Annotated in this window: 26 protein-coding genes; 12 read left to right on the forward strand and 14 right to left on the reverse strand. The window is 70.8% G+C overall.

What is annotated here, in order from left to right; translation table 11 throughout:
* Window positions 1-3: 3 nt before the first annotated feature.
* The gene (locus ACGFNP_RS44370) at window positions 4-534 is read right to left on the reverse strand and encodes an MFS transporter (RefSeq protein WP_393329001.1); all 531 of its coding nucleotides are present in this window, start codon (window positions 532-534) and stop codon (window positions 4-6) included.
* A gap of 115 nt (window positions 535-649) precedes the next feature.
* On the opposite strand from ACGFNP_RS44370, the gene ACGFNP_RS44375 reads away from it, so the two are divergent.
* Both ACGFNP_RS44375 and ACGFNP_RS44380 read left to right on the forward strand, forming a co-directional pair.
* Complete coding sequence (locus ACGFNP_RS44375) at window positions 650-1414, forward strand: GntR family transcriptional regulator (RefSeq protein WP_393329002.1); 765 nt, start codon at window positions 650-652, stop codon at window positions 1412-1414.
* Window positions 1407-2576 carry an MFS transporter gene (locus ACGFNP_RS44380; RefSeq protein WP_393329004.1) on the forward strand — a complete coding sequence of 390 codons (1170 nt, stop codon included), beginning with the start codon at window positions 1407-1409 and terminating at the stop codon, window positions 2574-2576. The genes ACGFNP_RS44375 and ACGFNP_RS44380 overlap by 8 nt, the downstream gene beginning before the upstream one ends.
* Before the next feature lie 6 nt (window positions 2577-2582).
* Here the strand turns inward: ACGFNP_RS44380 and ACGFNP_RS44385 are convergent, their stop codons facing one another.
* From ACGFNP_RS44385 to ACGFNP_RS44405, 5 genes are read right to left on the reverse strand one after another with little or no spacing between them, the layout of a single operon-like run.
* Window positions 2583-3188 (reverse strand): energy-coupling factor transporter transmembrane component T family protein, encoded by a 606-nt coding sequence (locus tag ACGFNP_RS44385; protein ID WP_393329005.1) that lies wholly within the window; start codon window positions 3186-3188, stop codon window positions 2583-2585.
* Window positions 3185-3859, reverse strand: a complete 675-nt coding sequence (locus ACGFNP_RS44390; RefSeq protein ID WP_358323954.1) for an ABC transporter ATP-binding protein — start codon at window positions 3857-3859, stop codon at window positions 3185-3187. Before ACGFNP_RS44390 ends, ACGFNP_RS44385 begins: the two co-directional genes overlap by 4 nt.
* Window positions 3860-3908: 49 nt before the next feature.
* Window positions 3909-5069, reverse strand: a complete 1161-nt coding sequence (locus tag ACGFNP_RS44395) for a thiolase family protein (RefSeq protein WP_393329007.1) — start codon at window positions 5067-5069, stop codon at window positions 3909-3911.
* Entirely contained in the window at window positions 5069-6733 is a 1665-nt protein-coding gene (locus ACGFNP_RS44400) for a class I adenylate-forming enzyme family protein (RefSeq protein ID WP_393329009.1), read from the reverse strand. The genes ACGFNP_RS44395 and ACGFNP_RS44400 overlap by 1 nt, the downstream gene beginning before the upstream one ends.
* Window positions 6734-6740: 7 nt before the next feature.
* On the reverse strand, window positions 6741-7349 hold the full coding sequence (locus ACGFNP_RS44405; RefSeq protein WP_358323961.1) for a biotin transporter BioY: 609 nt from the start codon (window positions 7347-7349) through the stop codon (window positions 6741-6743).
* Window positions 7350-7523: 174 nt separating this feature from the next.
* Here ACGFNP_RS44405 and ACGFNP_RS44410 point away from each other — a divergent pair, with 174 nt between their 5' ends.
* The gene (locus ACGFNP_RS44410; protein WP_393329011.1) at window positions 7524-8468 is read left to right on the forward strand and encodes a pentapeptide repeat-containing protein; all 945 of its coding nucleotides are present in this window, start codon (window positions 7524-7526) and stop codon (window positions 8466-8468) included.
* A gap of 176 nt (window positions 8469-8644) precedes the next feature.
* Complete coding sequence (locus ACGFNP_RS44415) at window positions 8645-8929, forward strand: hypothetical protein (RefSeq protein ID WP_393329013.1); 285 nt, start codon at window positions 8645-8647, stop codon at window positions 8927-8929.
* Between the two features lie 91 nt (window positions 8930-9020).
* On the opposite strand, the gene ACGFNP_RS44420 is transcribed toward ACGFNP_RS44415, so the two are convergent.
* Window positions 9021-9377: a peptidase inhibitor family I36 protein gene (locus ACGFNP_RS44420; RefSeq protein ID WP_393329015.1), complete on the reverse strand. Its 357-nt coding sequence runs from the start codon at window positions 9375-9377 to the stop codon at window positions 9021-9023.
* A 633-nt stretch (window positions 9378-10010) separates the two neighbouring features.
* Here ACGFNP_RS44420 and ACGFNP_RS44425 point away from each other — a divergent pair.
* A complete protein-coding gene (locus tag ACGFNP_RS44425; protein ID WP_358323973.1) occupies window positions 10011-10532 on the forward strand; it encodes a hypothetical protein in 522 nt (173 codons plus the stop codon).
* A 20-nt stretch (window positions 10533-10552) separates the two neighbouring features.
* On the opposite strand, the gene ACGFNP_RS44430 is transcribed toward ACGFNP_RS44425, so the two are convergent.
* Complete coding sequence (locus tag ACGFNP_RS44430) at window positions 10553-11284, reverse strand: aspartate/glutamate racemase family protein (protein ID WP_393329017.1); 732 nt, start codon at window positions 11282-11284, stop codon at window positions 10553-10555.
* Between the two features lie 430 nt (window positions 11285-11714).
* Here ACGFNP_RS44430 and ACGFNP_RS44435 point away from each other — a divergent pair, with 430 nt between their 5' ends.
* Window positions 11715-12743, forward strand: coding sequence for a hypothetical protein (locus ACGFNP_RS44435; RefSeq protein ID WP_393329019.1), 1029 nt, complete (start codon window positions 11715-11717; stop codon window positions 12741-12743).
* A gap of 23 nt (window positions 12744-12766) precedes the next feature.
* On the opposite strand, the gene ACGFNP_RS44440 is transcribed toward ACGFNP_RS44435, so the two are convergent.
* Window positions 12767-13621 (reverse strand): helix-turn-helix transcriptional regulator, encoded by an 855-nt coding sequence (locus tag ACGFNP_RS44440; protein WP_358323979.1) that lies wholly within the window; start codon window positions 13619-13621, stop codon window positions 12767-12769.
* 111 nt (window positions 13622-13732) lie between these two features.
* Here ACGFNP_RS44440 and ACGFNP_RS44445 point away from each other — a divergent pair, with 111 nt between their 5' ends.
* Both ACGFNP_RS44445 and ACGFNP_RS44450 read left to right on the forward strand, forming a co-directional pair.
* Window positions 13733-14611, forward strand: a complete 879-nt coding sequence (locus ACGFNP_RS44445) for an NmrA/HSCARG family protein (protein WP_393329021.1) — start codon at window positions 13733-13735, stop codon at window positions 14609-14611.
* Window positions 14608-15117, forward strand: coding sequence for a cupin domain-containing protein (locus tag ACGFNP_RS44450; RefSeq protein ID WP_358323986.1), 510 nt, complete (start codon window positions 14608-14610; stop codon window positions 15115-15117). The genes ACGFNP_RS44445 and ACGFNP_RS44450 overlap by 4 nt, the downstream gene beginning before the upstream one ends.
* Before the next feature lie 5 nt (window positions 15118-15122).
* Here ACGFNP_RS44450 and ACGFNP_RS44455 read toward each other — a convergent pair whose 3' ends face one another.
* A complete protein-coding gene (locus tag ACGFNP_RS44455; protein WP_393329022.1) occupies window positions 15123-15956 on the reverse strand; it encodes a helix-turn-helix domain-containing protein in 834 nt (277 codons plus the stop codon).
* 70 nt (window positions 15957-16026) lie between these two features.
* Between ACGFNP_RS44455 and ACGFNP_RS44460 the strand changes: the two genes are divergently transcribed.
* Genes ACGFNP_RS44460 through ACGFNP_RS44475 form a run of 4 tightly spaced genes read left to right on the forward strand, consistent with a single transcriptional unit; the run spans window position 16027 to window position 19268 of the window.
* On the forward strand, window positions 16027-17013 hold the full coding sequence (locus ACGFNP_RS44460; RefSeq protein ID WP_358323992.1) for an aldo/keto reductase: 987 nt from the start codon (window positions 16027-16029) through the stop codon (window positions 17011-17013).
* A 48-nt stretch (window positions 17014-17061) separates the two neighbouring features.
* A complete protein-coding gene (locus tag ACGFNP_RS44465; RefSeq protein WP_358323995.1) occupies window positions 17062-18174 on the forward strand; it encodes a histidine kinase in 1113 nt (370 codons plus the stop codon).
* Between the two features lie 37 nt (window positions 18175-18211).
* Complete coding sequence (locus ACGFNP_RS44470) at window positions 18212-18856, forward strand: response regulator transcription factor (protein ID WP_358323998.1); 645 nt, start codon at window positions 18212-18214, stop codon at window positions 18854-18856.
* Between the two features lie 46 nt (window positions 18857-18902).
* Window positions 18903-19268 carry a VOC family protein gene (locus ACGFNP_RS44475; RefSeq protein WP_393329024.1) on the forward strand — a complete coding sequence of 122 codons (366 nt, stop codon included), beginning with the start codon at window positions 18903-18905 and terminating at the stop codon, window positions 19266-19268.
* A 2-nt stretch (window positions 19269-19270) separates the two neighbouring features.
* Here the strand turns inward: ACGFNP_RS44475 and ACGFNP_RS44480 are convergent, their stop codons facing one another.
* From ACGFNP_RS44480 to ACGFNP_RS44495, 4 genes are all read right to left on the reverse strand, one after another.
* Window positions 19271-19915 carry a response regulator transcription factor gene (locus tag ACGFNP_RS44480; protein WP_358324004.1) on the reverse strand — a complete coding sequence of 215 codons (645 nt, stop codon included), beginning with the start codon at window positions 19913-19915 and terminating at the stop codon, window positions 19271-19273.
* Window positions 19903-21162 carry a sensor histidine kinase gene (locus ACGFNP_RS44485; protein ID WP_393329026.1) on the reverse strand — a complete coding sequence of 420 codons (1260 nt, stop codon included), beginning with the start codon at window positions 21160-21162 and terminating at the stop codon, window positions 19903-19905. Before ACGFNP_RS44485 ends, ACGFNP_RS44480 begins: the two co-directional genes overlap by 13 nt.
* A gap of 144 nt (window positions 21163-21306) precedes the next feature.
* Window positions 21307-22983: a dipeptide ABC transporter ATP-binding protein gene (locus tag ACGFNP_RS44490; protein WP_393329028.1), complete on the reverse strand. Its 1677-nt coding sequence runs from the start codon at window positions 22981-22983 to the stop codon at window positions 21307-21309.
* Window positions 22980-23780: an ABC transporter permease gene (locus ACGFNP_RS44495; protein WP_393329030.1), complete on the reverse strand. Its 801-nt coding sequence runs from the start codon at window positions 23778-23780 to the stop codon at window positions 22980-22982. Before ACGFNP_RS44495 ends, ACGFNP_RS44490 begins: the two co-directional genes overlap by 4 nt.
* Window position 23781 lies beyond the last annotated feature (1 nt).

The raw sequence follows: 23781 nt of genomic DNA on the forward strand, positions 1-23781 counted from the left end.
TTTTCAGAGAGCAGCCGGGAGCGGGGGCCCACGCCGGACGACCGCGTGACGCAGGACAACGCTTTCGTACGGAATGCCGGGCGCGCGGTAAGCGGGCGCCGACGGAGCGGGCGGGCGGATGGGGCACGGCGCAAGGAGCAGCACCACGCGTACGGCCAGGCGCCGCAGCACCGACCACAGCGCGGTCTCGCCCCTGGCCACCCACCATCCGGTCATCAGCGTGGCGGTGAGGTGGCAGAGCTCCATCTCGACGTCAGAGGCCAGCCCATGACCGGGCGGCATGGCGGTGGGGGCGGCGTGCCAGGTGAACAGGCCGTGCAGGAGGAGTTGCGCCGCGCCGAGCAGCAGGGCGATCAGGACCGGTTCGCGCTCCCGACCGGCGGCCACGGCCGTGATGGCCGTCACGACCGCGGCTCCGAGGGCGAGCCGGGCGGGGCTCGGCAGCGTGCCGCCCGCGAACCAGTGAGCCAGGGCGGCCAGCGTCACGCAGACGGCCGCGAAGAGGGCCGAGCGCGCTAATCGCAACGGCAGCATGGCTCGCATGGTGCCCAAATGCTCCCACACCAGGAGCCTGTCGGGAGGCCCGTTATAACCTATGACCCTTTAGCCCGAAATTTCGTGCCTTATCGTGGTGCGGTACGTTATAGCCGTGACGAACGGGACGTCGGCCGAGCTCTCCACCACCAAGGCCGACCACGCGTACCTGCGGGTCAAGGAGCTGATCCTGTCCGGAGTCCTGCCGCCCGGCTCCGTGATCGCGCAGGTCACGCTGGCGCGTGACATCGGCATCAGCACCACGCCGCTCCGCGAGGCGCTGCGCCGGCTGAAGAGCGAGGGCCTGGTGGCGCTGGACGCCCATCGCGACGCCCGAGTGGCGCCACTGTCCGCGGAGGAGGCGCGCGACCTGCTGGAGATGCGGCGCTCCCTCGACCCCCTGGCCGTCGCCCTGGCCGCCGAGCGCAGGACCAGGTCGGACATCGCGGGCATGCGCGCGGCCGCCGAGGGGCTCAGCCCGCTGCCCGGCGATCCCGCGTACGAGCAGCTCGTCGCCCATCGCCGCTTCCACGCCGCCCTGTACGGCGCCTCGCACAACGACCTGCTCATCGGCACGCTCGACGGCCTGTGGGACAAGTCCGACCGCTATCGCCGCCTGGCCCTGGAGGTCGAACGCGGCCAGGCCGCCCGCGACCGCAAGGCGGGCGAGCACGAGGCCCTGCTGGAGTACGTGATCGCCGGAGACGCCTACGGCGCGGCGGCCGTCATGCGCGAGCACATCGACACCAGCCTGGGCGCGCAGGCCGCCCGGCGGTTGCGCGCGCAAGCCGACTCCGCCCGCGCTGATTTCGACCAGGCCGATTTCGACCGCGCTGGAGCCGAGCGGGCTGGATCTGAAGTGGACGGGATCGATGTCTGACGGCTGGCATCGGCGCCATCGGACGGCTCTGTTGCTGGCGCACTCCATGGGGACGCAGGTGGTCACGTTCGTGCTGCGGCCGACCATGTCGTACGGGGCGATCGAGCTGCACGTACCGGCGGCGTGGCTGGGCGTGCTGGGCGCCAGCTTCGCCGTCGCGCCGCTCGTCCTGGCCATCCCCGCCGGTCAGGCCGCCGACCGGTACGGCGAGCGGCGCATGGCCGTGGCGGGGGCGATCCTGCTCACGGCCGCCTGTGCCGCGTTCCTGGCGTTCGGCCACACGATCCCCGGGCTGATCGCGGGCGGCGTCCTGCTCGGCACGGGACATCTCGGCTGCGTCATCGCCCAGCAGGCGCTGGTGGCGAACGTGACCGTGCCCGGCCGGTACGACACGGCCTTCGGGCACTACACGTTCGCCGCCTCGCTGGGCCAGGCCGCAGGGCCGGTCCTGATCACCGTGTTCGGCGGCGCGCTGGCCATTCCCGACACCGGCCGGATCTACCTGTGGACCTGCGGGCTCGCCGCCGTACTCGTCGTACTGTCGGTGCTCCTGACCGCCAGCCCACGGGCCGCCGCGCAGGTCAAGGGCGACGGCACCGGAGTGCGGTCGCTGCTGCGGCTGCCGGGTCTCGCGCACGCGCTCGTGACGAGCTGCGTGGTGCTGGCCGCGGTCGACATCACGCTGGTCTACCTGCCGGCGCTGGGCACCGAGCAAGGGCTCGCCTCAGGCGTGGTCGGCGCCCTGCTGGCGATCCGTGGCGTGGCGTCCATGGGGTCGCGGTTCTTCCTGGGCCGCCTCTCGCGCGCCTTCGGCAGACGGCGCCTCCTGGTGGTCAGCACCGTCGCGGCGGCCCTGGCCATGGTGGTCACACCGCTGCCCATGCCGCTGTGGCTGCTGGCCTGTGTGCTGCTGGTCATGGGGTTCGGGCTGGGGGTGGGGCAGCCGATGACCATGTCGTGGCTCGCGGAGTCGGCACCCGCCGGTCTTCGGGGGCGGGCGATGTCACTGCGGCTGGTGGGCAACCGTACCGGGCAGATCCTCATCCCGGGCGCGGCCGGCCTGGTGGCGGCGGGAGCGGGGGCCGCGGGAGTACTCCTGATCACCGCACTCGGCCTGGGCTGGGCAGGCGTGGCCGCCCGCCGCCTGCCGGTCGACACGTGAGCGCCGTCAGTCGTCCAGGCCGCGGGCGCTGAGGGCCTCGCCGAGCGCGTCCGCGTGTCGCAACGCGCTCACCACCAGTGGTACGGCGAAGGCGCGCATGCTCCACTCCACTCCCCTGGCGCGCTGGGCTTCCCGTACCCGGGTGGCCAGGTCGGACATGACCGGCACGCTGCGGATCGTGAGAGACAGCAGCAACGACAGCCGGAACGGGTCCAGCCCCACCCACCGCGCCGGCGACAGGCAGCGCTCGAGGAAGGCCATCATGGCGACCGTCCGCGTCGTCAAGGTGACCAGCCCGGCCAGAGCGACGGCCAGGACGACCCGCGACACCGAAGTGATCGCCGACGGCAGATCCGCGAACACCACCTGCATGACGAACAGCGCGACCGCGAACCAGCGGACCGGCCGTACCTGCGCCCAGGCCGCCGCCGCGCCCACCCCCGAGACGGCGAACAGCACGCCCACCACCAGCGCGGCGACCGCCATCGCCACCGGCGCGCGCAGGAGGACGAGCACCGTGCACAAGGCGGCCAGACCCGCGAGCTTGCCCCCTGCGGGAAGGCGGTGCAGCGGCGAGTCACCTGGGACGTAGGCGCCGGTGAGCCCGTTCACGACATGAGCTTCCGGTAGTGGCCGATGGCCGCCCGCGGCGCGGCGTCGGCCACGATCCGGCCCTCGTCCAGCACCAGCAGGCGGTCGAAGTCCGCCAGCAGGGCGAGATCGTGGCTGACCACGACCACCTGCTGCGGCAGGTCGCGCAGCACGTCGGCGACCAGCCGGGAGTGGCGTAGGTCCAGCAGGGTCGTGGGTTCGTCCATGACGAGGATCTCGGGTTCGAGCACCAGGACCGAGCAGAGGGCGAGCAGCTGTTTCTGGCCGCCGGACAGCTGGTGGGCGGGGTGGTCGGCGTGGCCTGCCAGGCCGTACCTCTCCAGGACGTCGGCGACCCTGCGCTCGACCTCCTCGCGTGGCAGCTTCCGCCGGCGCAGGGAGAAGGCGACGTCCTCGGCCACGGTCGGCATCACGATCTGCGCGTCGGGGTCGGTGAACAGGAACCCGACCCGCCGCCTGATCCTGGCCGCGTGGCGGCGGGTGTCGTCACCGAGGACGGTGACGGTGCCGGAGCTCGGCAGGACCAGGCCGTTCAGCAGCCGGGCCAGGGTGCTCTTGCCCGATCCGTTGGCGCCGATCACGCCCACCCGCCGCTCGGGCAGCGCGGCCGTGACACCGCACAGCACCTCACGCTGCCCGAGCCGGACCCGTACGTCGTCCAGCTCGATCACGCACACCACCCATACATCTCAACACCTACAGATCCCACTCCGATCCCGCTCATACCACCTCGAACAGGGCGGCGACTCCGAGGCCGCCGCCGACCGCCGCCGTCGCCAGCCCCAGCGTCCCCGGCGGCGCGCCCGACCGCACGAGCCGCGTGAACAGCCGCGTGACCACGACGGCTCCGGTCGCCCCCCACGGATGACCGAGCGCCAGCGCGCCGCCGTCCGCGCAGACCCGCTCTCTGTCGGCGCCGAGCGGGTCGAGCCCGAGCGCGTCGGTGACGGCCAGCGTCTGGGCCGCGAACGCCTCCACGATCTCCACCGCCGCGATCTGTTCCATGCGTACTCCCGTACGGCCGAGCAGCCGCCGTACCGCGGGCACCGGACCCCAGCCGGGCAGGGCGGGATCGCAGCCGACGACGGCTCCGCCCCGCAGCCGGAGGCCGGGCAGCCCGGCTCTGGCCCGCAGTCGTTCCGAGGTGAGGGCGATCACCGCCGCCCCGTCACTGATCGGGGACGAGTTCCCGGCCGTCACCGACCCACCCGGGACGAACGCCGCCGGCAACCGCGACAGCGACGCCGGCCGCATCAGCCGGGGACGCTGGTCCTCCGTCCGGCCGCCGACCTCGACGATCTCCGCCGCGAACCGCCCCGCCTCCCGCGCGGCCACCGCCTTGGCGTTGCTCGCGCCCGCGTAATCGTCCTGGCGTTCCCGCTCGACGCCGCGCGCCGCGGCGAGTGCCTCGGCGGCGGCTCCCATGTCCGGGTCCGGATGGCCTGCCGGGGTGAAGGGCGCCCGGTCGTACGGTGTGTCGGGGCTCCCCCGGTGCGCCCGCAACGGCGCGGTGGAGGCGCTCTCGGCTCCACCGGCGATGACCAGCTCCATCTCCTCGCTGGTCACGGCCTGACCGGCCATCAGGATCGCCGCCAGCCCGCTGCCGCACTGCCGATCCACCGTGACACCGGGAACCGCCTCGCCCAGCCCCGCGCCCAACGCCGAGATCCGCGCCAGATTCCCGCCGGGACCCATGCAGTTGCCGAGCACCACGTCGTCGATCGGCACACCGAGGCAGGCGACGTCACGGGCCACCACCTCGATGACCGGCGCGGCCAGCCTGTCGGCCGTCACCTCCTTGAAGGCGTGCCCGGCGGTCCCGATCGCCGTACGGCGTGCGGCCACGATGACCGGTACGGCCTCTGCTGGGAGTCGCGGCATCAGGAAAGCCGCCAGAGGTAAGGGTCGCCGTAGGCCCGGCGGGCGGCGTCATCGTCCGCCAAGCGGGCGGTGAGGAGGCCGCGGGCCGGCTTGCCTGCCGAGGTGCGGGGCAGGGTGCCCATCGCGTACCAGCGGCGGGGCCGTTGCGCGGCGGCCAGGCCGCCGCGTGCCACGGCCTCGAGCGTGGCCCGCGACGGTGGCGTCCCGGCGCCCACCTCGACGATGGCCGTGACCACCGCGCCCAGGTCCGGGTGCGGTGAGCCGACCACCACGACGTCGCCCACTCCGCGCACGCTCCTGAGCACCTCCTCGACGTCCTCCGGTACGACCGTGGCCCCGCCGGTCTGGATCGCGCCGTCTCCCCGGCCGCGCAGCCGCAGGACCTCACCCGGCAGGTACGGCTCCGCCACGTCGCCGACGCTCATCCACCCGTCGGCGTCTACCCGCAGCGGGCCCGACGCTCCCGCCAGGTAGCCCTCGGCCAGCCAGGGCGAGCGCACCCACACCTCGCCGAGCGACTGGCCGGGGGGCGTTCTGACCTGGAGTTCGGTACCCGGAAAAGGGCGCAGCCCCGCGCCGTCCACGTCGATGGCCACGAAGGACAGCTCGGTCGCGCCATAGTAGGACACCACTCGTACCCCGGCGCCCACCGCCCGCTCCCGCAGCTCCGCGGGCAGTGCCGCCCCGCCGATCACGACGGTCCGCAGCGGGGCCCCCGCTGGCAGGGCGTCCAGTACGGTCGGTAGGCAGTGCGGCACCAGGTGGGCCACGGTCGCCCTGCCGAGCTGCGCGCCCAGGGAGCCGGGTGACCAGCGGCCCGGCACCAGGGCCGTGGCACCGACGGCCAGCGCGTGCACGGCCGCGAAGCCGTACAGGGACGAACTCAGGGGCCCGGGCACCAGGACGACGTCGCCGGGGCCGATCCCGGCGAGCTCGCTCACCCGCGGGAACGACGCGGTCCAGGACGCCCGGCTGCGGACCACGGCCCGCGGCCGGCCGGTGCTCCCGGAGCTGAAGCACGCCCAGGCCCGATCCCCGGCCTCCGGCCGCGGCCACGCCGCCGGGGCGGATGGCCGTGCGCTTCCCGCAGCGGGTATTGCAAGGCCGTCCGCCCCAAAAGCAGCGTTCCTCTCCCCGGAAGGGCGGCCATCGAGGCCGCCGAGATGACCGAAGTAACCAGAGTAGTCGGGGTGGTCGGGGTGGTCGGGGTGGTCGGGGTGGTCGGGGTGGTCGGGGTGGTCGGGGTGGTCGGGGTGGTCGGGGTGGTCGGGGTGGTCGCGGCGACCGGCGTGATCGGGGTCGGCGTGGTCGGGGTCGGCGTGGTCGGGGTCGGCGTGGTCGGAGTGGTCTAGGTGGTCGAGGCCGTTGAGGTGGAGGTCTGCTGGGATCGCGGCCCGTACGCGCTCGTCCCACCCCGGGTCGCACAGCAGCGGCGTACCCCCCGCCAGGTCCGTCGCCAGTGCGGCGGTGAGCTGGTCCGCCGGGTCGGCCAGGCTGATCGCGACCAGTGCGCCGCGGCCCATCCCCAGCGCGGCCAGGTGCGCCGCCGTGCCGCGGATCCGTCGGGCGAGCTCCGCGTAACTCAGTTCGCCCGACGGACCGCACAGCGCAAGGCGGTGCGGGTGGTCGGAAGCATGTCGCAATACCTGTACGGCGACCGGCATGACCGGGTCAGCCCTCCTTGCCGGCGCGGAGCCGTTCGCGATGTACGGCCGGGACGGCGTCAGGGTATGCCCGTTGCGTCCCCCTCGTCACAATCGACGCCAGCACCGCCTTGATCAGGTCACCGGGCAGGAACGTGAGACTGAGCAGCGCCGCCTTGCCCAGCGAGATCCCGGTGACCAACGCCTGCACCGGTAGGCCGACCAGGTAGATCACCCCGATGCCACCGACCACACAGGCCACCACCAGCCGTACGACGCCCGGGTGATGGCCGCCGCGTTCGACGATCCAGCCGGTCACGGCCGCGCCGGGCAGCCAGCCGAGCAGGAATCCGGCCGACGGCCCCACGAACACGCCCAGCCCCCCACGCCCGCCGGCCAGCAGCGGCAGGCCTGCCGCCACCAGCACGAGCAGGACGGCTACGGCCACGGCGGCCCGCCACGACCCCAGGATCGTGCCGGCCAGCATGACGCCGAACGTCTGCAGCGTGATCGGGACGGCGTTGCCGAAGACGTTCAGGGTGCCCGGCAGGCCGAGCGCGGCGATCAGCGCCGCGAAGACGGCGATTCGGGCGATGTCGCCGGTGGGGAACCCGTTCCCCAGGTTGAACTTCGGCATGTCGCCTCCTCCACTCTTGTAGGTGCGCGGATCTGATCTCACACCACAACGTCGCAGGGCACGCATGGAGGGATGCCACAACAATCGCCCACGATAGATGTCGCACCTGGAGAGGCGGCATTTGAGTAGGGACTTACTCTCGCCAACAGGCGCGGCTGATCAGACCATCTGTTCATGACGTGGTTCCGTTGGAGACGCGATGAACGGGCGACCGCTCCCCTATCCCGGGCGGAATTCGACACTCTTCCGGCCGAGGAACGCGCTGAGCTGCACAGCGCGGCCCGGGACAGCCGACGCCAGTTCGTCGCCACCCTGCTGCAGGTCGGCACGACCGTCGGCGTGCTGGGCGGACTGCTGCTGACCGCGCAGGGACTGGCTCAGACCGCGAAATCGATCGACGCCTCCCGCGAGGAACTGCTGATCGCCAGGAAGGGCCTCGAGGTCGCGCAGAAGGGCCAGGTCACCGACCGATTCGCCAAGGCCGTCGAACAACTCGGCCACAAGAGCGTGGACGTGCGGATCGGCAGTGCCTACGCCCTGGAGGGCATCGGCAGGGACGTCCCCGCCTACCAGCAGACCACCGTCGACATACTCGCCTCCTATGTCGTGGGGAACGGCCGTACGTCGACGAACAAGCAGTTCGGGCAAGCGAGAGATGTCCAGACCGTACTCACCATACTGGGCCGGGTCCGGCCGGTCCGTGTGACGGATGGCTGGATCAACTTGTCCCATGCGCGGCTCGGCGGCGCCACCCTGCAAGACGCCTACCTGCCCCGAAACAGGATGTTCGGCACCGTTCTCGCCGAAGCCAATCTCATCGACGCAGACCTGTCCGACAGCCTCATGCCCTTCGCCGACCTCTCCGAAGCTTTCCTGACGAAGGCGAACCTCGCCCGCACCAATTTCAATCTCGCCGACCTGTCCAAGGCCCACATGTCGGACGCCAACCTGACCGGCACCATCTTTTACGTCACGAACCTGAGGGGCGCCGACCTGGAGGGCGCCACCTTGAAGGACGCCAACTTCCAGCACGCTGACCTGACCGGTGCCACCGGACTGCCGCCCACCGCCCAGCTCAAGAAGATCGTCAAATGGGACAGCCACACGAAGTGGCCGTGACCAACTGGATCAGCGCGAAGCCAGGCCCAAAAGGCCGTGCTTCCGCACAAGGAAAACTGATCAATCTTGTACGGGAAGGCAGACCATCAACAGCCCACGGCATCGTGCGACATTCCGGATCTGAAAGCTTAGGCGATATCTGTCGAAGGCCATCCGCGGCGCAAGGGAGTTGCTCGATGGGGAAGAAGAAGCGCAATCGGCAACACGACTCGGACGACGCTACCGGCTATAGCAGCCGTACCACGATCGGCAACGGCGCAGTATTGGATCACCAGACCACGATGAGCAACAGAGCATTCGAGGCCCGTCAGCGCGCGAACACGGAAATCGGCAAGGCCATCGCCGACAGCGTCCGGATCGATCCGCTCGGCGGTCTGATGGACACGGTATCCGAAACCATGACAAAGGCATTTATCAAGGGCGCCGCCCGTGCCGCTGCTCCCAAGCAAATCGAGCAGTAGCCCGCCAAGTCTTCAAGCGTCGAACGCCCCTTCTCGTTTCGTGCGAGAAGGGGCGTTCGACGATGTGCGGTCTTCATCGCATCACACTGGTTCAGTCCCTCGATGTGCTGAGGGCGTCGAATCCAAGGTCGTCGGCACTGTCGTGTGGGCCGATGATCCAGCTTTCTCCGTCGCAGCTACCACCTCTCCATGCCCGGTGCCGGTAATTCGTATTGTTGATTATCGATCTGTACGGAAATCCATCACCACTTGTGTTCCAACAGATACCGGTCGGCGCCGACGTGACAAACAGCGAACGCCCTCCGAAGTCGGTGTCGCTATAGAAGCACAGCCTGGACCTCGGGCACGCTTCGGCGGTGCTCGATTTTGCGCCTGCCATGGCAGGGCCGACAGAAAGGCCGATGAGCGCGAGGGAAACGATGCCGATGAATTTCGCGTTGCAAAACATTATTCTTCCTCTGCTCTCGTGTGGTTGCGCGCCCCAGGCGGAATTCGTCGAGGCTGCCGATTCTTTCCGTTCGGTGAGGGGCGTGGGTGCTCCTCAACCCCCGTTACCGCCACCACTGCTGGTTCCAAGGGCCGCAGTCCCACAACTGAGCCTTGCCGCCGTTACCGCCAGTGTTCGTGTCCGCATCCAGGCATCGCTGGAAGCGCACGTTATGGAAGTGCCGCACTGACAGCGCCGCCTTGGCAACAGGGGTCTTCGCGGACTGTGCCAACGCCGTACCGCTACCGGCAATGAGCAGCGCGAGCGTTGTACTGAATACACGAGTTGTCAACCTCATGCCATTTCCTTTGAACGGACCGATGGGAGTCGAATGACGCAATCCACATATTGGTCCGAGCGCCACCAATCCCGATTGTTAGGGGTGGCGGATCGACGTCCGGCGTTCAGCTCTTCGACCGGTCCCGGCCGCCGCTCGCCAGGCCCGCGGCCGCACGGGGTAGGTCGGCTGCATGGCGCCGATCGCGGGCCGGTGGCCCTGAAGGCGGCAGCGCTTGCCCGCAACCCCGCGATTCCTCCACAACCAGTCCGAACTATCACTAAAGTGATCAAGTCAAAGATCAAGGAGGAAGCACCATGAAGCAGACGACCGCCCTGCGGATCGGCCGTTCAGCGCTTGTGGTGGCGCTGGCGGGAGGTGTCGTGCCGGTCGCCGTCGCGCCCGCCGCGTTCGCCGCCCAGAAGGCGACACTGGGGCCGTACGGGTACGGCAACCTGAAGCTCGGCATGACCGCCACGAAGGCCAAGGCGACCGGGCGAATCGTCCGCAAATCAGTCGGGGACTCCGCCAGGTGCACGGGCTGGGACCTCAAGGAGAGCCCGTACGGCGAATACCGGGTGGGGATGTACATCTCCAAGAAGCACGGCGTGGCCATGATCGTCGCGCCCGCCGGCCTCAAGACGCCTCAGGGCATCAGTCTCGGCTCCACCAGGACGCAACTGAAGGCCGCCTACCCCAATCTGCGGCGCGGTCCGGGTGGGTACCCCACCGCCGACGTGCCGGGCAAGAAGGCGTTCTACATGTTCTACGTGTCGAACAACAACAAGGTCTCCGGGATGAGCCTGGTTCTGGCCAAGCAGGACTGCGTCAGGTACTAGCACTCCACACGACCTGGGCCTCAGTTACCCCCTCCGCGCCAGGTGGGCAGGGGCCGGTGGCCGGCGGCGACCTCGTACGCGGCGACGGCCATGAGGCGGGTCGAGTCGAGCGCCGGCAGCGGCGACACCGCGGGTGTCACCAGGAGCGGGATCTCGGTGCAGACGAGCGCGACGGCGTCACACCCCCTGTCCGCCAGTCGCGCGATGACACGAACGTACTCCTGCCGCGACTCCTCGGTGAACACGCCGTTCACCAGCTCAGCAAAGATGATCTCGTTGATGATCCGCCGGTCGTCCGCCTCCGGCACCTCGGCCGCGATCCCGCGCGCGGCGAGCGCCTTCGGATAAAGCCCGCTGTCCATCGTGTACGACGTACCGAGCACAGCGACCTTCGTACGCCCGTCGCGAACCGCCTGGTCGGCAACCACCTCGGCGATGTGCAGGCCGGGCAGGGCGAGATCCTCGCCGGGCCGTTCGAGCGCCAGGTGGGCGGTGTTGTCCGGGCAGGCGAAGAAGTCGGCCCCGGCTCGGGCGAGGCGCTCGACGCTGACGGCCAGCCTGGCCCTGATCGAGTCGTGGTCACCCGCGTCCCAGGCGGGCATGCTGTAGCCGAAGGCGATGTAGTCGAGGGTCACGTCGGGATGCTCGTGCCGGCCCACCTGCCGGAAACCCTCCTGGCAGTAGGCCAGGAAGCACAGAGCCGCCCCTTCGGTGCTGTGGGCGAGGATGCCGAGATGCCGGATGGTGATCACTCCTCCAGTGGCGGGAGCCTTCGCAACCACGGCTGTCGCTACGACCACCGTGGAGCGATGTGATCGGTCATATCTTCCCAGATTCGGGGGAAAGCGCCGTGTGGGCTGCAACTCGCTACTAATCGTTCATCGAGCCACTGGCGATTAAATCACCGCAACATTTGCGCTCAAGTAGCGAGAGGAAATAGTCATGTCATCAAGCGAACAACGACCCGACGACCAGCCGGCGTTATCCGACGACGGCGACGGAGGCAGGCGATCCCCGGCGGACGTCGTCATACCGGAGCTCTCTCGCCGGGCCTTTCTGGGGACCAGCCTCGGAGCCATGGCGTTGGGCTCGCTGTCCTGGGCCGGCGCGCCCATCCCGACGTCATGGCACTGGGGCTCTCGCGGCAAGCCCGGCCCTGGGGTGACGTACGGGATCGGTGCGGTGGCGGTCGTGGACAGGACGGCCTCGCAGACCACCCGCCCCTTCGTCTTCGTACGGGCGGAGGACAGTCATCTGTGGATTCTCTGGCAAAAGCCAGACGGCACCTGGGAATGGGCTAACCAAGGAGGAAAGGTCGACCGACCGGTCGGCGTCATCGCCCTCGACGACACCGCGCAGGGGAATCGACCTTACGCGTTCGTCCTACGAGACCAGCATCTCTGGGTGAACTGGTGGAACGGTACAACGTGGATCTGGTCCGACCAGGGGCAGCCACCGAGCGTCAACCTTTTCCGAGGCCTCGGCGCGGTGACGATCGCGCTGAAGCCGACGATGAGTCCCGCGCCCTTCGCCGTCGTATTCGGCAGCGACGGCAATGCGTGGGTGAACTGGTGGAACGGGTCGTCCTGGCTCTGGTACAGCATGGGTTCGCCGCCCGGCGTCTCGATCGGCCGCTCGATGGGAGTCCTCGCCGTCACGGACGAGAGGACCGGCGAGCAGACCCTGCAGGTCTACATGTGGGGCAGCGACGGGCAGGTGTGGCTCGGCGTCACGGACATGGTGTCCTCACGGTGGACCGGTCTTGGCTACCCCCCGTACCCTGAGGTGATCACTGGACCGGCCGGTGCGGCGATCGTCAAGCGCGGCCCCGGGCAGCTCTCACAATCCTGCTGCTTCGTCATGACCGCAGCGACCGTCTGGGTCTGTCAGGACGACTCCTGGCTCGAGGTGGGCGCCCCGCTGAGCGACCATTACGCCCTTGCCAGCCTGGGTGCGATCAGCGTCCCGGACATCAACAACGACTCCCAATACGCGCTGGTCTTCGTGACCGACGGCAACAACTCCGTATGGGCCTGCCGGTGGGACGGCAGCAAGGCGGTCTGGGAGGACCACGGGAATCCGACTGGCCACACCATCGACGCGGGCGTCGGCATCACCAACACCACCTATGCCTCGCCTGGAGGAGCTCAACTGCCCCATGCTTTCGTGCGAACCACCGACGGGCTCGTATACGAGAACTGGGAGCAGTAAGCCCGCGCGGGAGTCCGGGCTGGTCACGCGGTTTCGAGCAGGGCGGTGATCCGCCGGCGGATCGCGTCGCTGACCGGCACCTGTACGACCATCACCAGGTCAGGGCGCTCGACCAGGCGGAGCTGGAACATCTCCAGCTCGACCCGCCCGGCCCCGGGGTGATCGAGTTCGACCGTCGCGGGTCTGAAGGAGCGGATCGGATACTCCTTCCACCACTCCCTGAACTCCGGACTCGCCGCGGTCAGCCCGGCCACGATGTCCGCGAACCGCGGGTCGTCCGGGCGCTGCCCGGCCATGGCCCGGAACTGACTGAGGACGGCCCGCGCCGCCGGCTCCCATCGGGTCATGCGGGCCCGGTTCTCCTCGTCGGTGAACATCATCCACACCAGGTTGCGCCGGTCAGGCGGAAAGCTATCCGGATCGTGGCGGATCAGCGCGTACGGCCGGTTCCATGCCAGGTAGTCGAAATGGCCGTCATAGATCGAGGCGATGTTCGGCACCGCGGCGTCGACCAGGCGGCGCAGTCGGGGACGTACGTCATCGGTGGAGGTTTCCCGGTCCGGGGCGGCGAGGCCGGCGAGGTCGCGGAGGTGGCGGTGCTGGTCCGGGCCGAGGCGCAGCGCGCGGGCCAGCGCGTCGATCACCTGAGCCGACGCGGAGATGTTGCGGCCCTGCTCCAGCCAGGTGTACCAGGTGACGCCGACGCCGGACAGGTCGGCGACCTCCTCGCGCCGGAGGCCGGCGGTCCGGCGTCGCCCCGGTATGCCGTCTTCCGGCAGCCCCACGTCGGCCGGCCGCAGCCGGGCCCGGCGCGCGCGCAGGAAGGCACCCAGCTCGGCGCGTCGCGCCGGCTGTCCGCTGTCGTGGCCGTTTCCCACAGCGCTCCCGTGGACGGTGAACCGATCGGCAGGCTAGCAGCATCTGTACCAGGATCGACCGCTTCTCCGTGGCTAGCCTGATCATTGTCACCGCCGGGCGAAGGAGAGCACATGACACAGCGAGAGGTGCTGGTGATCGGGGCCACCGGTCAGCAGGGGGGCGCGGCCGCGCGCCAGTTACTCGATCGTGGCTGGGAGGTTCGCGCCCTGGTACGGGATGTCGGCTCGCCCGGCGCCGAATCGCTGCGGACGGCGGGGGCCACCCTCGTCACCGGCGACCTGGACGACCCGGCCTCGCTCCGGGCGGCGATGGACGGCGTGTACGGCGTCTTCCTGGTGCTGACCATGCTCACCGGCGCCAAGGTTACCCCTGAAGGGGTGGCGGCCGAGGAACGGCGCGGCACGGCGGTGGCCGAGATCGCCAAGGAGTCCGGCGTCGAGCACCTCGTCTACAGCTCGATCAGCGGCGCGGGCCTGGTGAGCGACATCCCGTACTACGACAGCAAGGCCCGCATCGAGGAACGCATCGGCCTGCTCGGGCTGGCGGCCACCGTCCTGCGGCCCGTCATGTTCATGGAGAACTTCACCTCCCTCACCCGCCCGGTCGTGGACGGCGACGAGCTGGTGGTCAACCTCGCCGTACGCCCGGAGACACGGGTACGGCTGATCGCGACGCGGGACATCGGGGCGTTCGCCGCGGTCGCGTTCGACCAGCCCGGCGCGTTCATCGGCCGGACCCTCGAGATCGCCGGAGACTGCCTCTCCGCCGAGGCGATCGCCGAGGCCTTCGGCCGGGCCTGTGGCCTGCCCGCCCGCTTCCATCAGGTGCCCATCGAGCAGATCCGGGCCTTCGACGAGCAGGTGGCCAAGATGTTCGCCTGGCTCGGCGAACGCGACGACGACGAACCCGACTTCCCGGCGCTGCGAGCCGCCCACCCGGACCTGATGACGCTGGAGACCTGGCTGGACACGACTGGATGGAAGCCATGACCGACGGACTGCTGCTCCCGCCCGGCGCCGGATCCCGGATCCAGACCGCCGGTATAACACTCAAGGTGGGTGCGGAGCGATCGGCGAGCTGGTCGGTGTTCGAGGCCGACGTCGCACCGGGATTCGACGTCGGGGCGCATCTGCACCATAACGTCGAGGAGGTGTTCTACGTCCTCGAAGGGGAGCTCGAACTGCTCGCCTTCCATCCCCGCGAGAAGACTGACGACGACTGGCGGACGTGGGAGTCGGACACCGGCACGCCGGTGTTCAAGGGCGGTCCGGGGAGCGTCATGTTCGTGCCCGCCGGCTGCCCGCACGCCTTCTTCAATCCCGGACCCGAGCCCGCGCGGATGCTCTTCCTCGTCTCCCCGTCCGGCCACGAGCACTACCTGCGCGAACTCGCCGACCTGATAGCCACCGGCCGGCCACCGGATCAGGAGGCGATCGCGGCACTACGGACCCGCCACGACATCCACCAGCTGACGCCCCTCGCGAACCGCCGATAGCCGCTCTACTGCAGCAGCTCGGAGATCCGGGCCTGGTCCCGGTCGGTGGGGGTGAAGGTGACGAGTTTGTGCTCGGGTTCGTCGGCGAGCTGGAGGACGACGTGGTGCAACTCGAGCTCGCCGAGGACCGGATGGCGTAGCCGCTTGGTGCCGGAGGCCAGAGGTACGACCTTGTGCTGCGGCCACCACTCCCGCACCTCGGGGCTCGCCGCGCGCAGGCGGTCGAGCAGCGCGCCGAAGGCGGGGTCGCCGGGGTGCCGGGCCGCGGCCGTGCGGAAGCGGCCGAGCAGCGCGGAGGCCTCGCCCGGCCAGTCGACCATGACCTGCCGGGCGCCGGGATCGGTGAACATCCACCAGAGCATGTTGCGAGCCTCCGGTGGCCGGGCCGGCCAGTCGGTCCACAACGCCCGGGCGGCCCGGTTGGCGGCCAGGACGTCGAAGCATCGGCCGGTGACGTAGGTCGGGCACGGGTCGAGCCGTTCGACGAGTGAGACGACGACAGGTGAGAGCGATTCGGCGACGGCGGGTGTCTCGGCGGGCGGGGCGCCGTGGATGAGCTCGTGGACATGGCCGCGTTCGGCGGGGTCGAGGCGCAGCGCCGCCGCGAGCGCGTCGAGCACCTGGCGCGACGGACGCACCTCGCGGCCCTGCTCCAGGTAGGCGTAGTACGTCGAGGAAATGGCCGCGAGCTGGGCCACCTCCTCCCGGCGCAGTCCGCGGGTTCGCCGGCGGATCCCCGCGGGCAGGCCGACGTCAGCGGGCTGAAGGCGCTCGCGGCGAGAGCGGAGCAGGTCTCCCAGCTCTCTCGCCCGGATCGCCGAGCTCTCGGATCGCGACATCCTGGTACTTCCATTGCTAGGAAAAGCCTGCTGTGGATACCAGAATAAGTCGTGGTTACGGTGAAGGACCATGAACGTACGAACCCTCGGGCCGGAAGGTCTCACCGTCTCGGCAGTCGGCCTCGGCTGCATGGGCATGTCACAGGGCTACGGGCCGGCCGACGACGCCGAGTCGATCGCCGCCCTGCACCGGGCCATCGACATCGGCGTCACCTTCTGGGACACCGCCATGAGCTACGGCCGTGGCCACAACGAGCAGTTGCTCGGCCGGGCGCTGGCCGGGCGCCGGGACGAGGTGGTCCTGGCCACCAAGTTCGGCATCATCCGCGGCGACGACGGCGGACGACGGGTCGACGGCCGGCCCGAGAACGTCCGCGCCTACTGCGAGGCGTCACTGGCCCGGCTGGGCGTCGGCCACATCGACCTGTACTACCAGCACCGCGTCGACCCGCAGGTGCCGATCGAGGAGACCGTCGGCGCCATGGCGGAGCTGGTCGCCGAAGGCAAGGTCCGCCACCTCGGGCTGTCGGAGGCGAGCCCCGACGAGCTCGAGCGGGCGGCCGCCACCCATCCGATCAGCGCGGCGCAGTACGAATGGTCGCTGTGGTGGCGTGACATCGAGGACGATGTGCTGCCCACGGCCCGCCGGCTGGGCATCGGGCTGGTGCCCTACAGTCCGCTCGGCCGCGGCTTCCTGGCCGGCACCGTCACCACGGACGCCCTCGGAGCGGGCGACTTCCGTCTCGGAGATCCGCGATTCCAGGACGAGAGCCTGGAGCGCAACCAGGCGCTCGCCACCGAGGTGCGGCGGCTGGCCGCCGAGCGCGAGGTGACCCCGGCTCAGCTCGCGCTCGCCTGGCTGCTGGCCCAGGGCGACGACGTCGTCCCGATCCCCGGGACCCGGCGCGCCGCCCGGCTGGCGGAGAACGCCGGCAGTGCCGAGATCGTCCTGTCCCCCGCCGACCTCGACCGGCTGGAGGCGGCCGTACCCCGGTCGGCATGGTCGGGAGACCGCCAGTCGTTCGCCGCCCATCGAACGGTCCGGACCTCGGCATGACCAGGTGAACGATGTGCCGCGCCGCCACGGCGCCTAGACTTCGCGACCGTGGCAGGCATTGTTTTCAGGCAGCTCACCGGCGTGCTGGCCGGGCTGGTCACCGGCGCGGCGGCCCTCGCCCTGCTGGCCTTCGCCTGGCCGTACCGGAGCAGGTGGGCGCCGCGGATGGTGGAGCTGGAACGGGCCCGGCTGGCCGCCTGGTTCGGGCAGGAGACTGACGGGTCCGCCTCCGGTCACGGCTACCTGGCGCTGCGTGCGCTGGTCGGGGTGTTCGGGGGCTACCTCGCGCTGGCGCTGCTGTTCCTCGCCCTGCTGTTCCTGGGCGGCAGCCTGTGGGTGGTGTTCTCCGGCGAGTACGCCCCGGTGGCGCTGGACCTGCCCGGCATCAGGCTGTCGATGCACAGCTGGGCGGTCGGCCTGGCCTGCGGGGTGCTGATGCTGGCCCTGGGCGCGTTCTGGTGCCGCCTGCTGGTGGCGACCGAACGGCGGCTGGCCGTACGCTTCCTCGGCCCCGGTCCACAGGAGCTGATGCGGCGGCGCATCGCCGAGCTGACCGTCACCCGCTACGGCATCGTGCGGGTGGTCGACGACGAGCGGCGCAGGATCGAGCGCGACCTGCACGACGGCGTGCAGCAGCGCGGCGTGGCGCTGGCCATGCTGCTCGGGCGGGCCCGGCACAGCCCCGCCGGGGCCGCCAAGCTGCTGGACCAGGCCTACGCCGAGTCGCGGCAACTGCTCGACGAGCTGCGTAGCGTGGCCTGGCGGATCTACCCGACGGCGCTCGACGAGCTGGGCCTGCGCACGGCGCTGGCCGGTGTCGCCGAACGGTCCTCCGTGCCGGTGAGCGTCGAATACGGGCTGGCCGGGCGGCCCGTCTCCGAGGTGGAGACCGCGCTCTACTTCGTGGCCAGGGAGGCGATCACCAACGCGGTCAAGCACGCGCGGGCGAGCGACATCCTGGTCGTGCTGAGCGAGGACGAGCGGGCGGTCCGCCTGGTGGTCTCCGACGACGGACAGGGCGGCGCCGACCCGGCGGGCGGCGGGCTGTCGGGGCTGGCCCGGCGGGTGCTGGCGCTCGACGGCCGGTTCGAGGTCGACAGCCCGCCCGGCGGCGGCACCAGGATCTGCGCGACCCTCCCGAAGGAGGGACAGTGCGGCTGACCGAGACCCGCGATGTGCCGTGGCCGGAGGAGGGGACGTGCGGCTGATTCTCGCCGACGACGCCGTGCTGCTCCGTGAGGGTCTGATCAGGCTGCTGGAGGACGCCGGGCACGAGGTCGTGGCCGCGACCGGCGACGCGGAGTCCCTGATCGCGGCGGTGGCCGAACACCAGCCGGAGATCGCGGTGGTGGACGTCCGGATGCCGCCCACCCACTCCAACGAGGGGCTCCGCGCGGCGCTGGAGATCCGCGAACGCTGGCCCGCGGTGGGCGTGCTGGTCCTGTCGCAGTACGTGGAGAAGACGTACGCCGCCAAACTGCTCTCCGGGGCCACCGAGGGCATGGGCTACCTGCTGAAGGACCGGGTGTCGGAGGTGGCGGACTTCCTGGGGTCGCTGGAGCGGATCCGCGAGGGCGGGACCGTCATCGACCCGGAAGTGGTCAAGCAGCTCCTCGCCCGCACCACCCACGTGGACCCGCTGCGTACGCTCACCGAACGCGAGTCGCAGGTCCTACGGCAACTCGCCCAGGGCTACACCAACGCCGCGATCGCCACGAACCTCCACATCTCCCTGAGCACGGTAGAGAAGCACGTCAACGCCATCTTCGACAAACTCGGCCTGCCCGCGACCCCCACCTACAGCAGACGGGTGCTGGCGATCCTGCGCCACCTCGACGGCTGAGCTCTGGCGGCGGTTTCCACGTCCCCGATGACGGAAGGAAACCATCATGTTCGAGAACACCAGAGCCTTCAGCGGCTTCTCCACCGACGACATCCCGGCCGCCAAGCGGTTCTACGGCGAGACGCTCGGCCTGCGCGTCTCCGAGGACCACGGGATCCTCACGCTGCACATCGCGGGCGACCGCGACACGATCGTCTACCCGAAGCAGAACCACACGCCGGCGACGTTCACGATATTGAACTTCCCCGTCAGCGACATCGACCAGGCGGTGGACGAGCTGGTGGCGCGCGGGGTCGTCTTCGAGCGGCTTGAGGGCACGGACGACAAGGGCGTCAACCGTGTGAGCGGCCCGCTGATCGCCTGGTTCAAGGACCCGGCGGGCAACTGGCTGTCGGTGATCCAGCAGGACTGACCTCACGAACTGTTCAGATAGGCGAGTACGGCCAGGACCCGGCGGTGTCCGCCGTCGGCCGGCGGCAGGCCGAGTTTGGCGAAGATGTTGCCGATGTGCTTGTGCACGGCGTTGTCGGTGACGAACAGCCGCTTGCCGATCTCGGTGTTGCCGAGTCCCTGGGCCATGAGGGTGAGCACTTCGCGTTCGCGGTTGGTGAGTGCGTCGATCCCGCTCCCGCCGCCCCCCGCCATGAGCTGGGCGATGACCTCCGGGTCCATGACCGTGCCGCCGTCGGCGACCCGGCGCAGGTCGCCGACGAACTCGCTGACCCGGCTCACCCGGTCCTTCAGCAGATAGCCGACACCGCCACGACCGTCGGAGAGCAGCTCCCTGGCGTACACCTTCTCCACGTACTGCGACAGGACCAGCACCGGCAGGCCGGGGTGCGCGCGCCGGACCTCCAGCGCGGCGCGGATGCCCTCGTCGCGGAACGACGGGGGCAGCCGCACATCGGCGATGACGGCGTCGGGCCGGTGCTCGTCCACGGCCGCCACCAGGCCCGGCTCGTCGGTGACGATGGCGGCGACCTCGATCCCCTTGCTGCCCAGCAACAGTTCCAGCCCGGCGGAGAGCAGGACGTTGTCCTCGGCGATCACGACGCGCACGGCAGCTCCACGGTGATGGCGGTGGGGCCGCCGGCCGGGCTGAAGACGAGCACGGTGCCGTCGAGCGCGGCGACCCGGCGGCGGATGCCGATGACGCCGGTGCCGAGCGCCTCGTTCACGCCGCCGATCCCGTCGTCGGTCACCTCGACCAGCAGCCGGCCGCCGTCGCGGGTCAGCCGGACCAGGACCCGGGTGGCGCCGCTGTGCTTGGCGGCGTTGGTGAGCGTCTCGGCCACGATGAAGTAGGCGGCGGCCTCCACGGAGGCGGGCAGCTTGCCCAGCTCGCCGGCCCGGGACGCCCCGGCGCTCAGGTCCTGGAGCTCGACCTCGGCCGGGACGCCCGCCCGGGCCGTCAGTGCGGCCAGCGCCCCGTCGAGTCCGCGGTCGGCCAGGATCGGCGGGTACATCGTCCTGATCACCTCGCGCAGCTCGGTCATGGCCTCCTCAGCTCCTTCGTGCGCCTCCTGGAGCAGCTTGGCGAGGGCTCCGGCGTCGTCGGGCAGCGACTCCCTGGCCACGCCCAGCCGCATGGCGATCGCGACCAGCCGGGCCTGCGTGCCGTCGTGCAGATCCCGCTCGATGCGGCGCAGCTCCGCGCCGTGGGCGTCGAGTACGCCTGCCCGGCTCTCGGTCAGCTCGCCGACGCGTTCCGTCAGCAGTTCCTCGGCCGTGGGCTCCAGCGCGGCCACGCACCCGCGCGCGTGGAACCCCGCCAGCCGCGGCACCGCCCACCAGGACAGCGCCCCGAAGCCCGCGACCGACACGGCGGCCAGCCCCAGCGCGCTCCCCCACCCGGTGACCGGGATCCCGGCCAGCAACCGCAGCGGCTCGTCGGCGGGGAAGAGCCACCACAGCGGAGCCGCCACCACGCTGAACACCGGGGTGCCGACGAGAGCCAGCGCGGCCAGCCCGGCCGGGATACCGGTGGCGATCTGGCGCAGCGTCCAGCGGGCGTCGCGCCTGACCTCGGGATCGTCGAGCACCTGCCGCCACTGGGCGCGCAGCCCCTTGCCGAGCACCAGGTCTCGCGGGATCACCGTGACGCCGAGGTACGCGGCGGCGCGGCGGCGGTGCCATTCGGCCCAGCGTCGCAGCACGACCGTCGCCCGGGGGAACGCGAAGAGCCCGAGCCCGGCGATGCCGGACGACAGCGCCACCATCGCCAGGAGCGGTGGCGCGAACAACGTGGCAATGGCGGACGGCAGGCCGCCCAGGAGGTATCGGGTCCCCCGCAATAGCTCTCGCATGCCCCAAAGTGTCCTCAATCACGGACACGTTCCGCACTACAGCACACTCCACCTTCCGCCGTACTTCGGCTGAGGTCCTTCTGAGGAGCGGGAACGGCGATCGCTCGCGGTGTCGGTGACGAAGCGGTGCGTGCGGAAGCGCGGCTACTCGAGGCGGGGGACCGCGTCCACCAAGGCGCGGGTGTACGGATGGCGGGGCTGCTGGAACACCTGCTCGACCTCGCCTTCCTCCACCACCCGGCCGTCCTTCATGACGAGCACCCGGTCGCTGACATGGTGGACGACGCCCAGGTCGTGGGAGATGAACAGCATGGCGGTCCCGTACTCGGCCTGGATCTCGGCGAGCAGGTCGAGCACCTGGGCCTGGATCGAGACGTCGAGCGCCGAGACGGGCTCGTCGCAGACGAGCACGCCGGGGCGGGGGCCGAGGGCTCTGGCGATGGCGACCCGCTGGCGCTGGCCGCCGGACAGCTCTCTGGGGTGGCGGGTGGCGTACGCGGCGGGCAGGCCGACACGCTCCAGCAGGTCCAGTGCCCGCGCCCGGCGTTCCCGGCGAGGCAGGGCGAGCGGCTCGGCGACCAGGCGGCCGACGGTGTGGCGGGGGTCGAAGGAGTCGAGCGGGTTCTGCGAGATGAGCTGGACGCGCCGGCGCATCGGCCGGCGCTCGCGTTCGGGCAGCCCGCTCCACTGCCGCTGGTGCAGGCGCACTTGTCCGGTCTCGGGTTCGAGCAGGCCGAGGACGAGCCTGGCGACCGTGGTCTTGCCCGAGCCGGACTCGCCGACGATGCCGAGCGTCTCGCCCTCGTGCAGGGTGAAGGAGACGTCGTCCACGACGCGGCGCGGACCGTACGACATGGACAGGGCAGTGGCGGCGAGCACCTGCGCGGACGACGTCGAGGCACGGTGCGGAAGCGGCTCCGACGAGTTCAGGACCGGGAGCGGAGACGAGTTCAGGGCGCGGCGCGGGAGTGGCGTGCCGTCCGACAGGCGGGTGCCCCTGGAGGCGGCGGAGGGGACGGCGGCGAGCAGCGAGCGCGTGTAAGCGTGCGCGGGCGAAGCCAGCACGCTCCGGGCGGGCCCCTCCTCGACGACGCGGCCGTCCTTCATGACCAGGATGCGGTCGGCGATCGACGCGACCACGGCGAGGTCGTGGCTGATCAGCAGCAGCGCCGTCCCCGCGGCCTTGCGCTCGGCGAGCAGCCGCAGGATCTGGGCCTGCACGGTGACGTCGAGCGCGGTGGTGGGCTCGTCCGCGATGATCAGCCTGGGCTCGGCGGCGATGGCCGAGGCGATCAGCACCCGCTGCCGCAGCCCGCCGGACAGCTGGTGCGGGTGCTGGCGGGCGCGGGCGGCCGGGTCGGGGACGCCGACCGCGTCGAGCAGCTCCAGCACCCGTTCCGGCCGCCGCGCACGGGGCACGACCTGGTGTACGGCCAGCACCTCGCCGATCTCGGCGGCCACGGTACGCAGCGGATCGAGCGAGACCAGCGCGTCCTGCAGCACCAGCCCGGCGAACCGGCCGCGCATCCGCCGCCAGTCGGCCGGGCGGAAGCCGCGAACGTCCCTGCCGGACAGGTCGAACGACCCGGCTTCGACCCGGGAGCCCGGCCCGGCCAGGCCGAGCAGCGACCGGGCGGTGACGCTCTTGCCGGAGCCGGACTCGCCGACGATCGCGACGCACTCCCCCGCCGCGACCGACAGCGAGACGCCGCGCACGACCTCGGTCCCGCCGAAACTCACTCTCAGGTCCACCACGGAGACCAGCGCGGCGTCAGAGGCGACGGCGTCACTTTCCGTGCGCTCTTCTCGGTACGTGGTCACGGCGTCCTCCCCTCGAAGCGGTGTTGCAGGCGCCGCCCGATCACGGTCAGGCAGATGACGGTCAAGGTGATCGCGACACCCGGGAACAGCGCCTCCCACCAGGCGACCCGCAGATAATTGCGTGCCTCGGCGAGCATGGCGCCCCACTCGGCGGCCGGAGGCTGCGGCCCCATACCGAGGAAGCTGAGCCCCGACGCGCCGATGACGGCCTGGCCGAGCCCGATGGTGGCCAGCACCGGGATCGGGCCCAGCACGTTGGGCAGTACATGCTGGGCGGTGATGACCGCCCGGGATCGGCCGAAGGTCACGGCCTGCTCGACGTACCCGGCGTGGCGGACCACGAAGGTCTGGGCCCGGATCACCCGCGCGTAGTTGGGGATCTGGGCGACGGCGATCGCGAAGATCACGTTCATGGTGCCGGGGCCGGTGATCGCGATGACGAGCAGCGCCAGCAGCAGCTCCGGCAGGGTCGACAGCACGTCGAACGACCGCGCCAGCGCCTCGTCCAGCCACTTCGGCGACAGCCCGGCGGCCAGGCCGAGCAGGATGCCCGAGGTCACGGCCACGGCGGTGGCCGAGACGCCGATGCTGAGCGAGTGCCGGGCGCCGTACACCACCCTGGACAGCACGTCCCTGCCGAGGTGGTCGCTGCCGAACCAGTGCGCGCCGCCGGGCGGGGTCAGCGCGCGCAGCGGGTCGGCCGACAGCGGGTCCACGCCGGTGAGCAGGCCGGGTACGGCGACGGCCAGCGCCAGCAGGATCAGGAACACGACGGGTACGAGGATGCGCGCCGGCACG

The sequence above is a fragment of the Nonomuraea sp. NPDC049269 genome (genome assembly GCF_043197155.1).
In the GTDB taxonomy this organism is placed as follows: domain Bacteria; phylum Actinomycetota; class Actinomycetes; order Streptosporangiales; family Streptosporangiaceae; genus Nonomuraea.

What these genes read in the sequence shown, in the direction of transcription:
- ACGFNP_RS44370 (WP_393329001.1), bottom strand. Translation starts at nt 534, where the DNA reads ATGCTGCCGTTGCGATTAGCGCGCTCGGCCCTCTTCGCGGCCGTCTGC.
- ACGFNP_RS44395 (WP_393329007.1), bottom strand. Translation starts at nt 5,069, where the DNA reads ATGCCGCGACTCCCAGCAGAGGCCGTACCGGTCATCGTGGCCGCACGC.
- ACGFNP_RS44445 (WP_393329021.1), top strand. Translation starts at nt 13,733, where the DNA reads ATGACACAGCGAGAGGTGCTGGTGATCGGGGCCACCGGTCAGCAGGGG.
- ACGFNP_RS44415 (WP_393329013.1), top strand. Translation starts at nt 8,645, where the DNA reads ATGGGGAAGAAGAAGCGCAATCGGCAACACGACTCGGACGACGCTACC.
- ACGFNP_RS44450 (WP_358323986.1), top strand. Translation starts at nt 14,608, where the DNA reads ATGACCGACGGACTGCTGCTCCCGCCCGGCGCCGGATCCCGGATCCAG.
- ACGFNP_RS44380 (WP_393329004.1), top strand. Translation starts at nt 1,407, where the DNA reads ATGTCTGACGGCTGGCATCGGCGCCATCGGACGGCTCTGTTGCTGGCG.
- ACGFNP_RS44475 (WP_393329024.1), top strand. Translation starts at nt 18,903, where the DNA reads ATGTTCGAGAACACCAGAGCCTTCAGCGGCTTCTCCACCGACGACATC.
- ACGFNP_RS44400 (WP_393329009.1), bottom strand. Translation starts at nt 6,733, where the DNA reads ATGCCGGTCGCCGTACAGGTATTGCGACATGCTTCCGACCACCCGCAC.
- ACGFNP_RS44485 (WP_393329026.1), bottom strand. Translation starts at nt 21,162, where the DNA reads ATGCGAGAGCTATTGCGGGGGACCCGATACCTCCTGGGCGGCCTGCCG.
- ACGFNP_RS44410 (WP_393329011.1), top strand. Translation starts at nt 7,524, where the DNA reads ATGACGTGGTTCCGTTGGAGACGCGATGAACGGGCGACCGCTCCCCTA.
- ACGFNP_RS44460 (WP_358323992.1), top strand. Translation starts at nt 16,027, where the DNA reads ATGAACGTACGAACCCTCGGGCCGGAAGGTCTCACCGTCTCGGCAGTC.
- ACGFNP_RS44425 (WP_358323973.1), top strand. Translation starts at nt 10,011, where the DNA reads ATGAAGCAGACGACCGCCCTGCGGATCGGCCGTTCAGCGCTTGTGGTG.
- ACGFNP_RS44455 (WP_393329022.1), bottom strand. Translation starts at nt 15,956, where the DNA reads ATGTCGCGATCCGAGAGCTCGGCGATCCGGGCGAGAGAGCTGGGAGAC.
- ACGFNP_RS44405 (WP_358323961.1), bottom strand. Translation starts at nt 7,349, where the DNA reads ATGCCGAAGTTCAACCTGGGGAACGGGTTCCCCACCGGCGACATCGCC.
- ACGFNP_RS44420 (WP_393329015.1), bottom strand. Translation starts at nt 9,377, where the DNA reads ATGTTTTGCAACGCGAAATTCATCGGCATCGTTTCCCTCGCGCTCATC.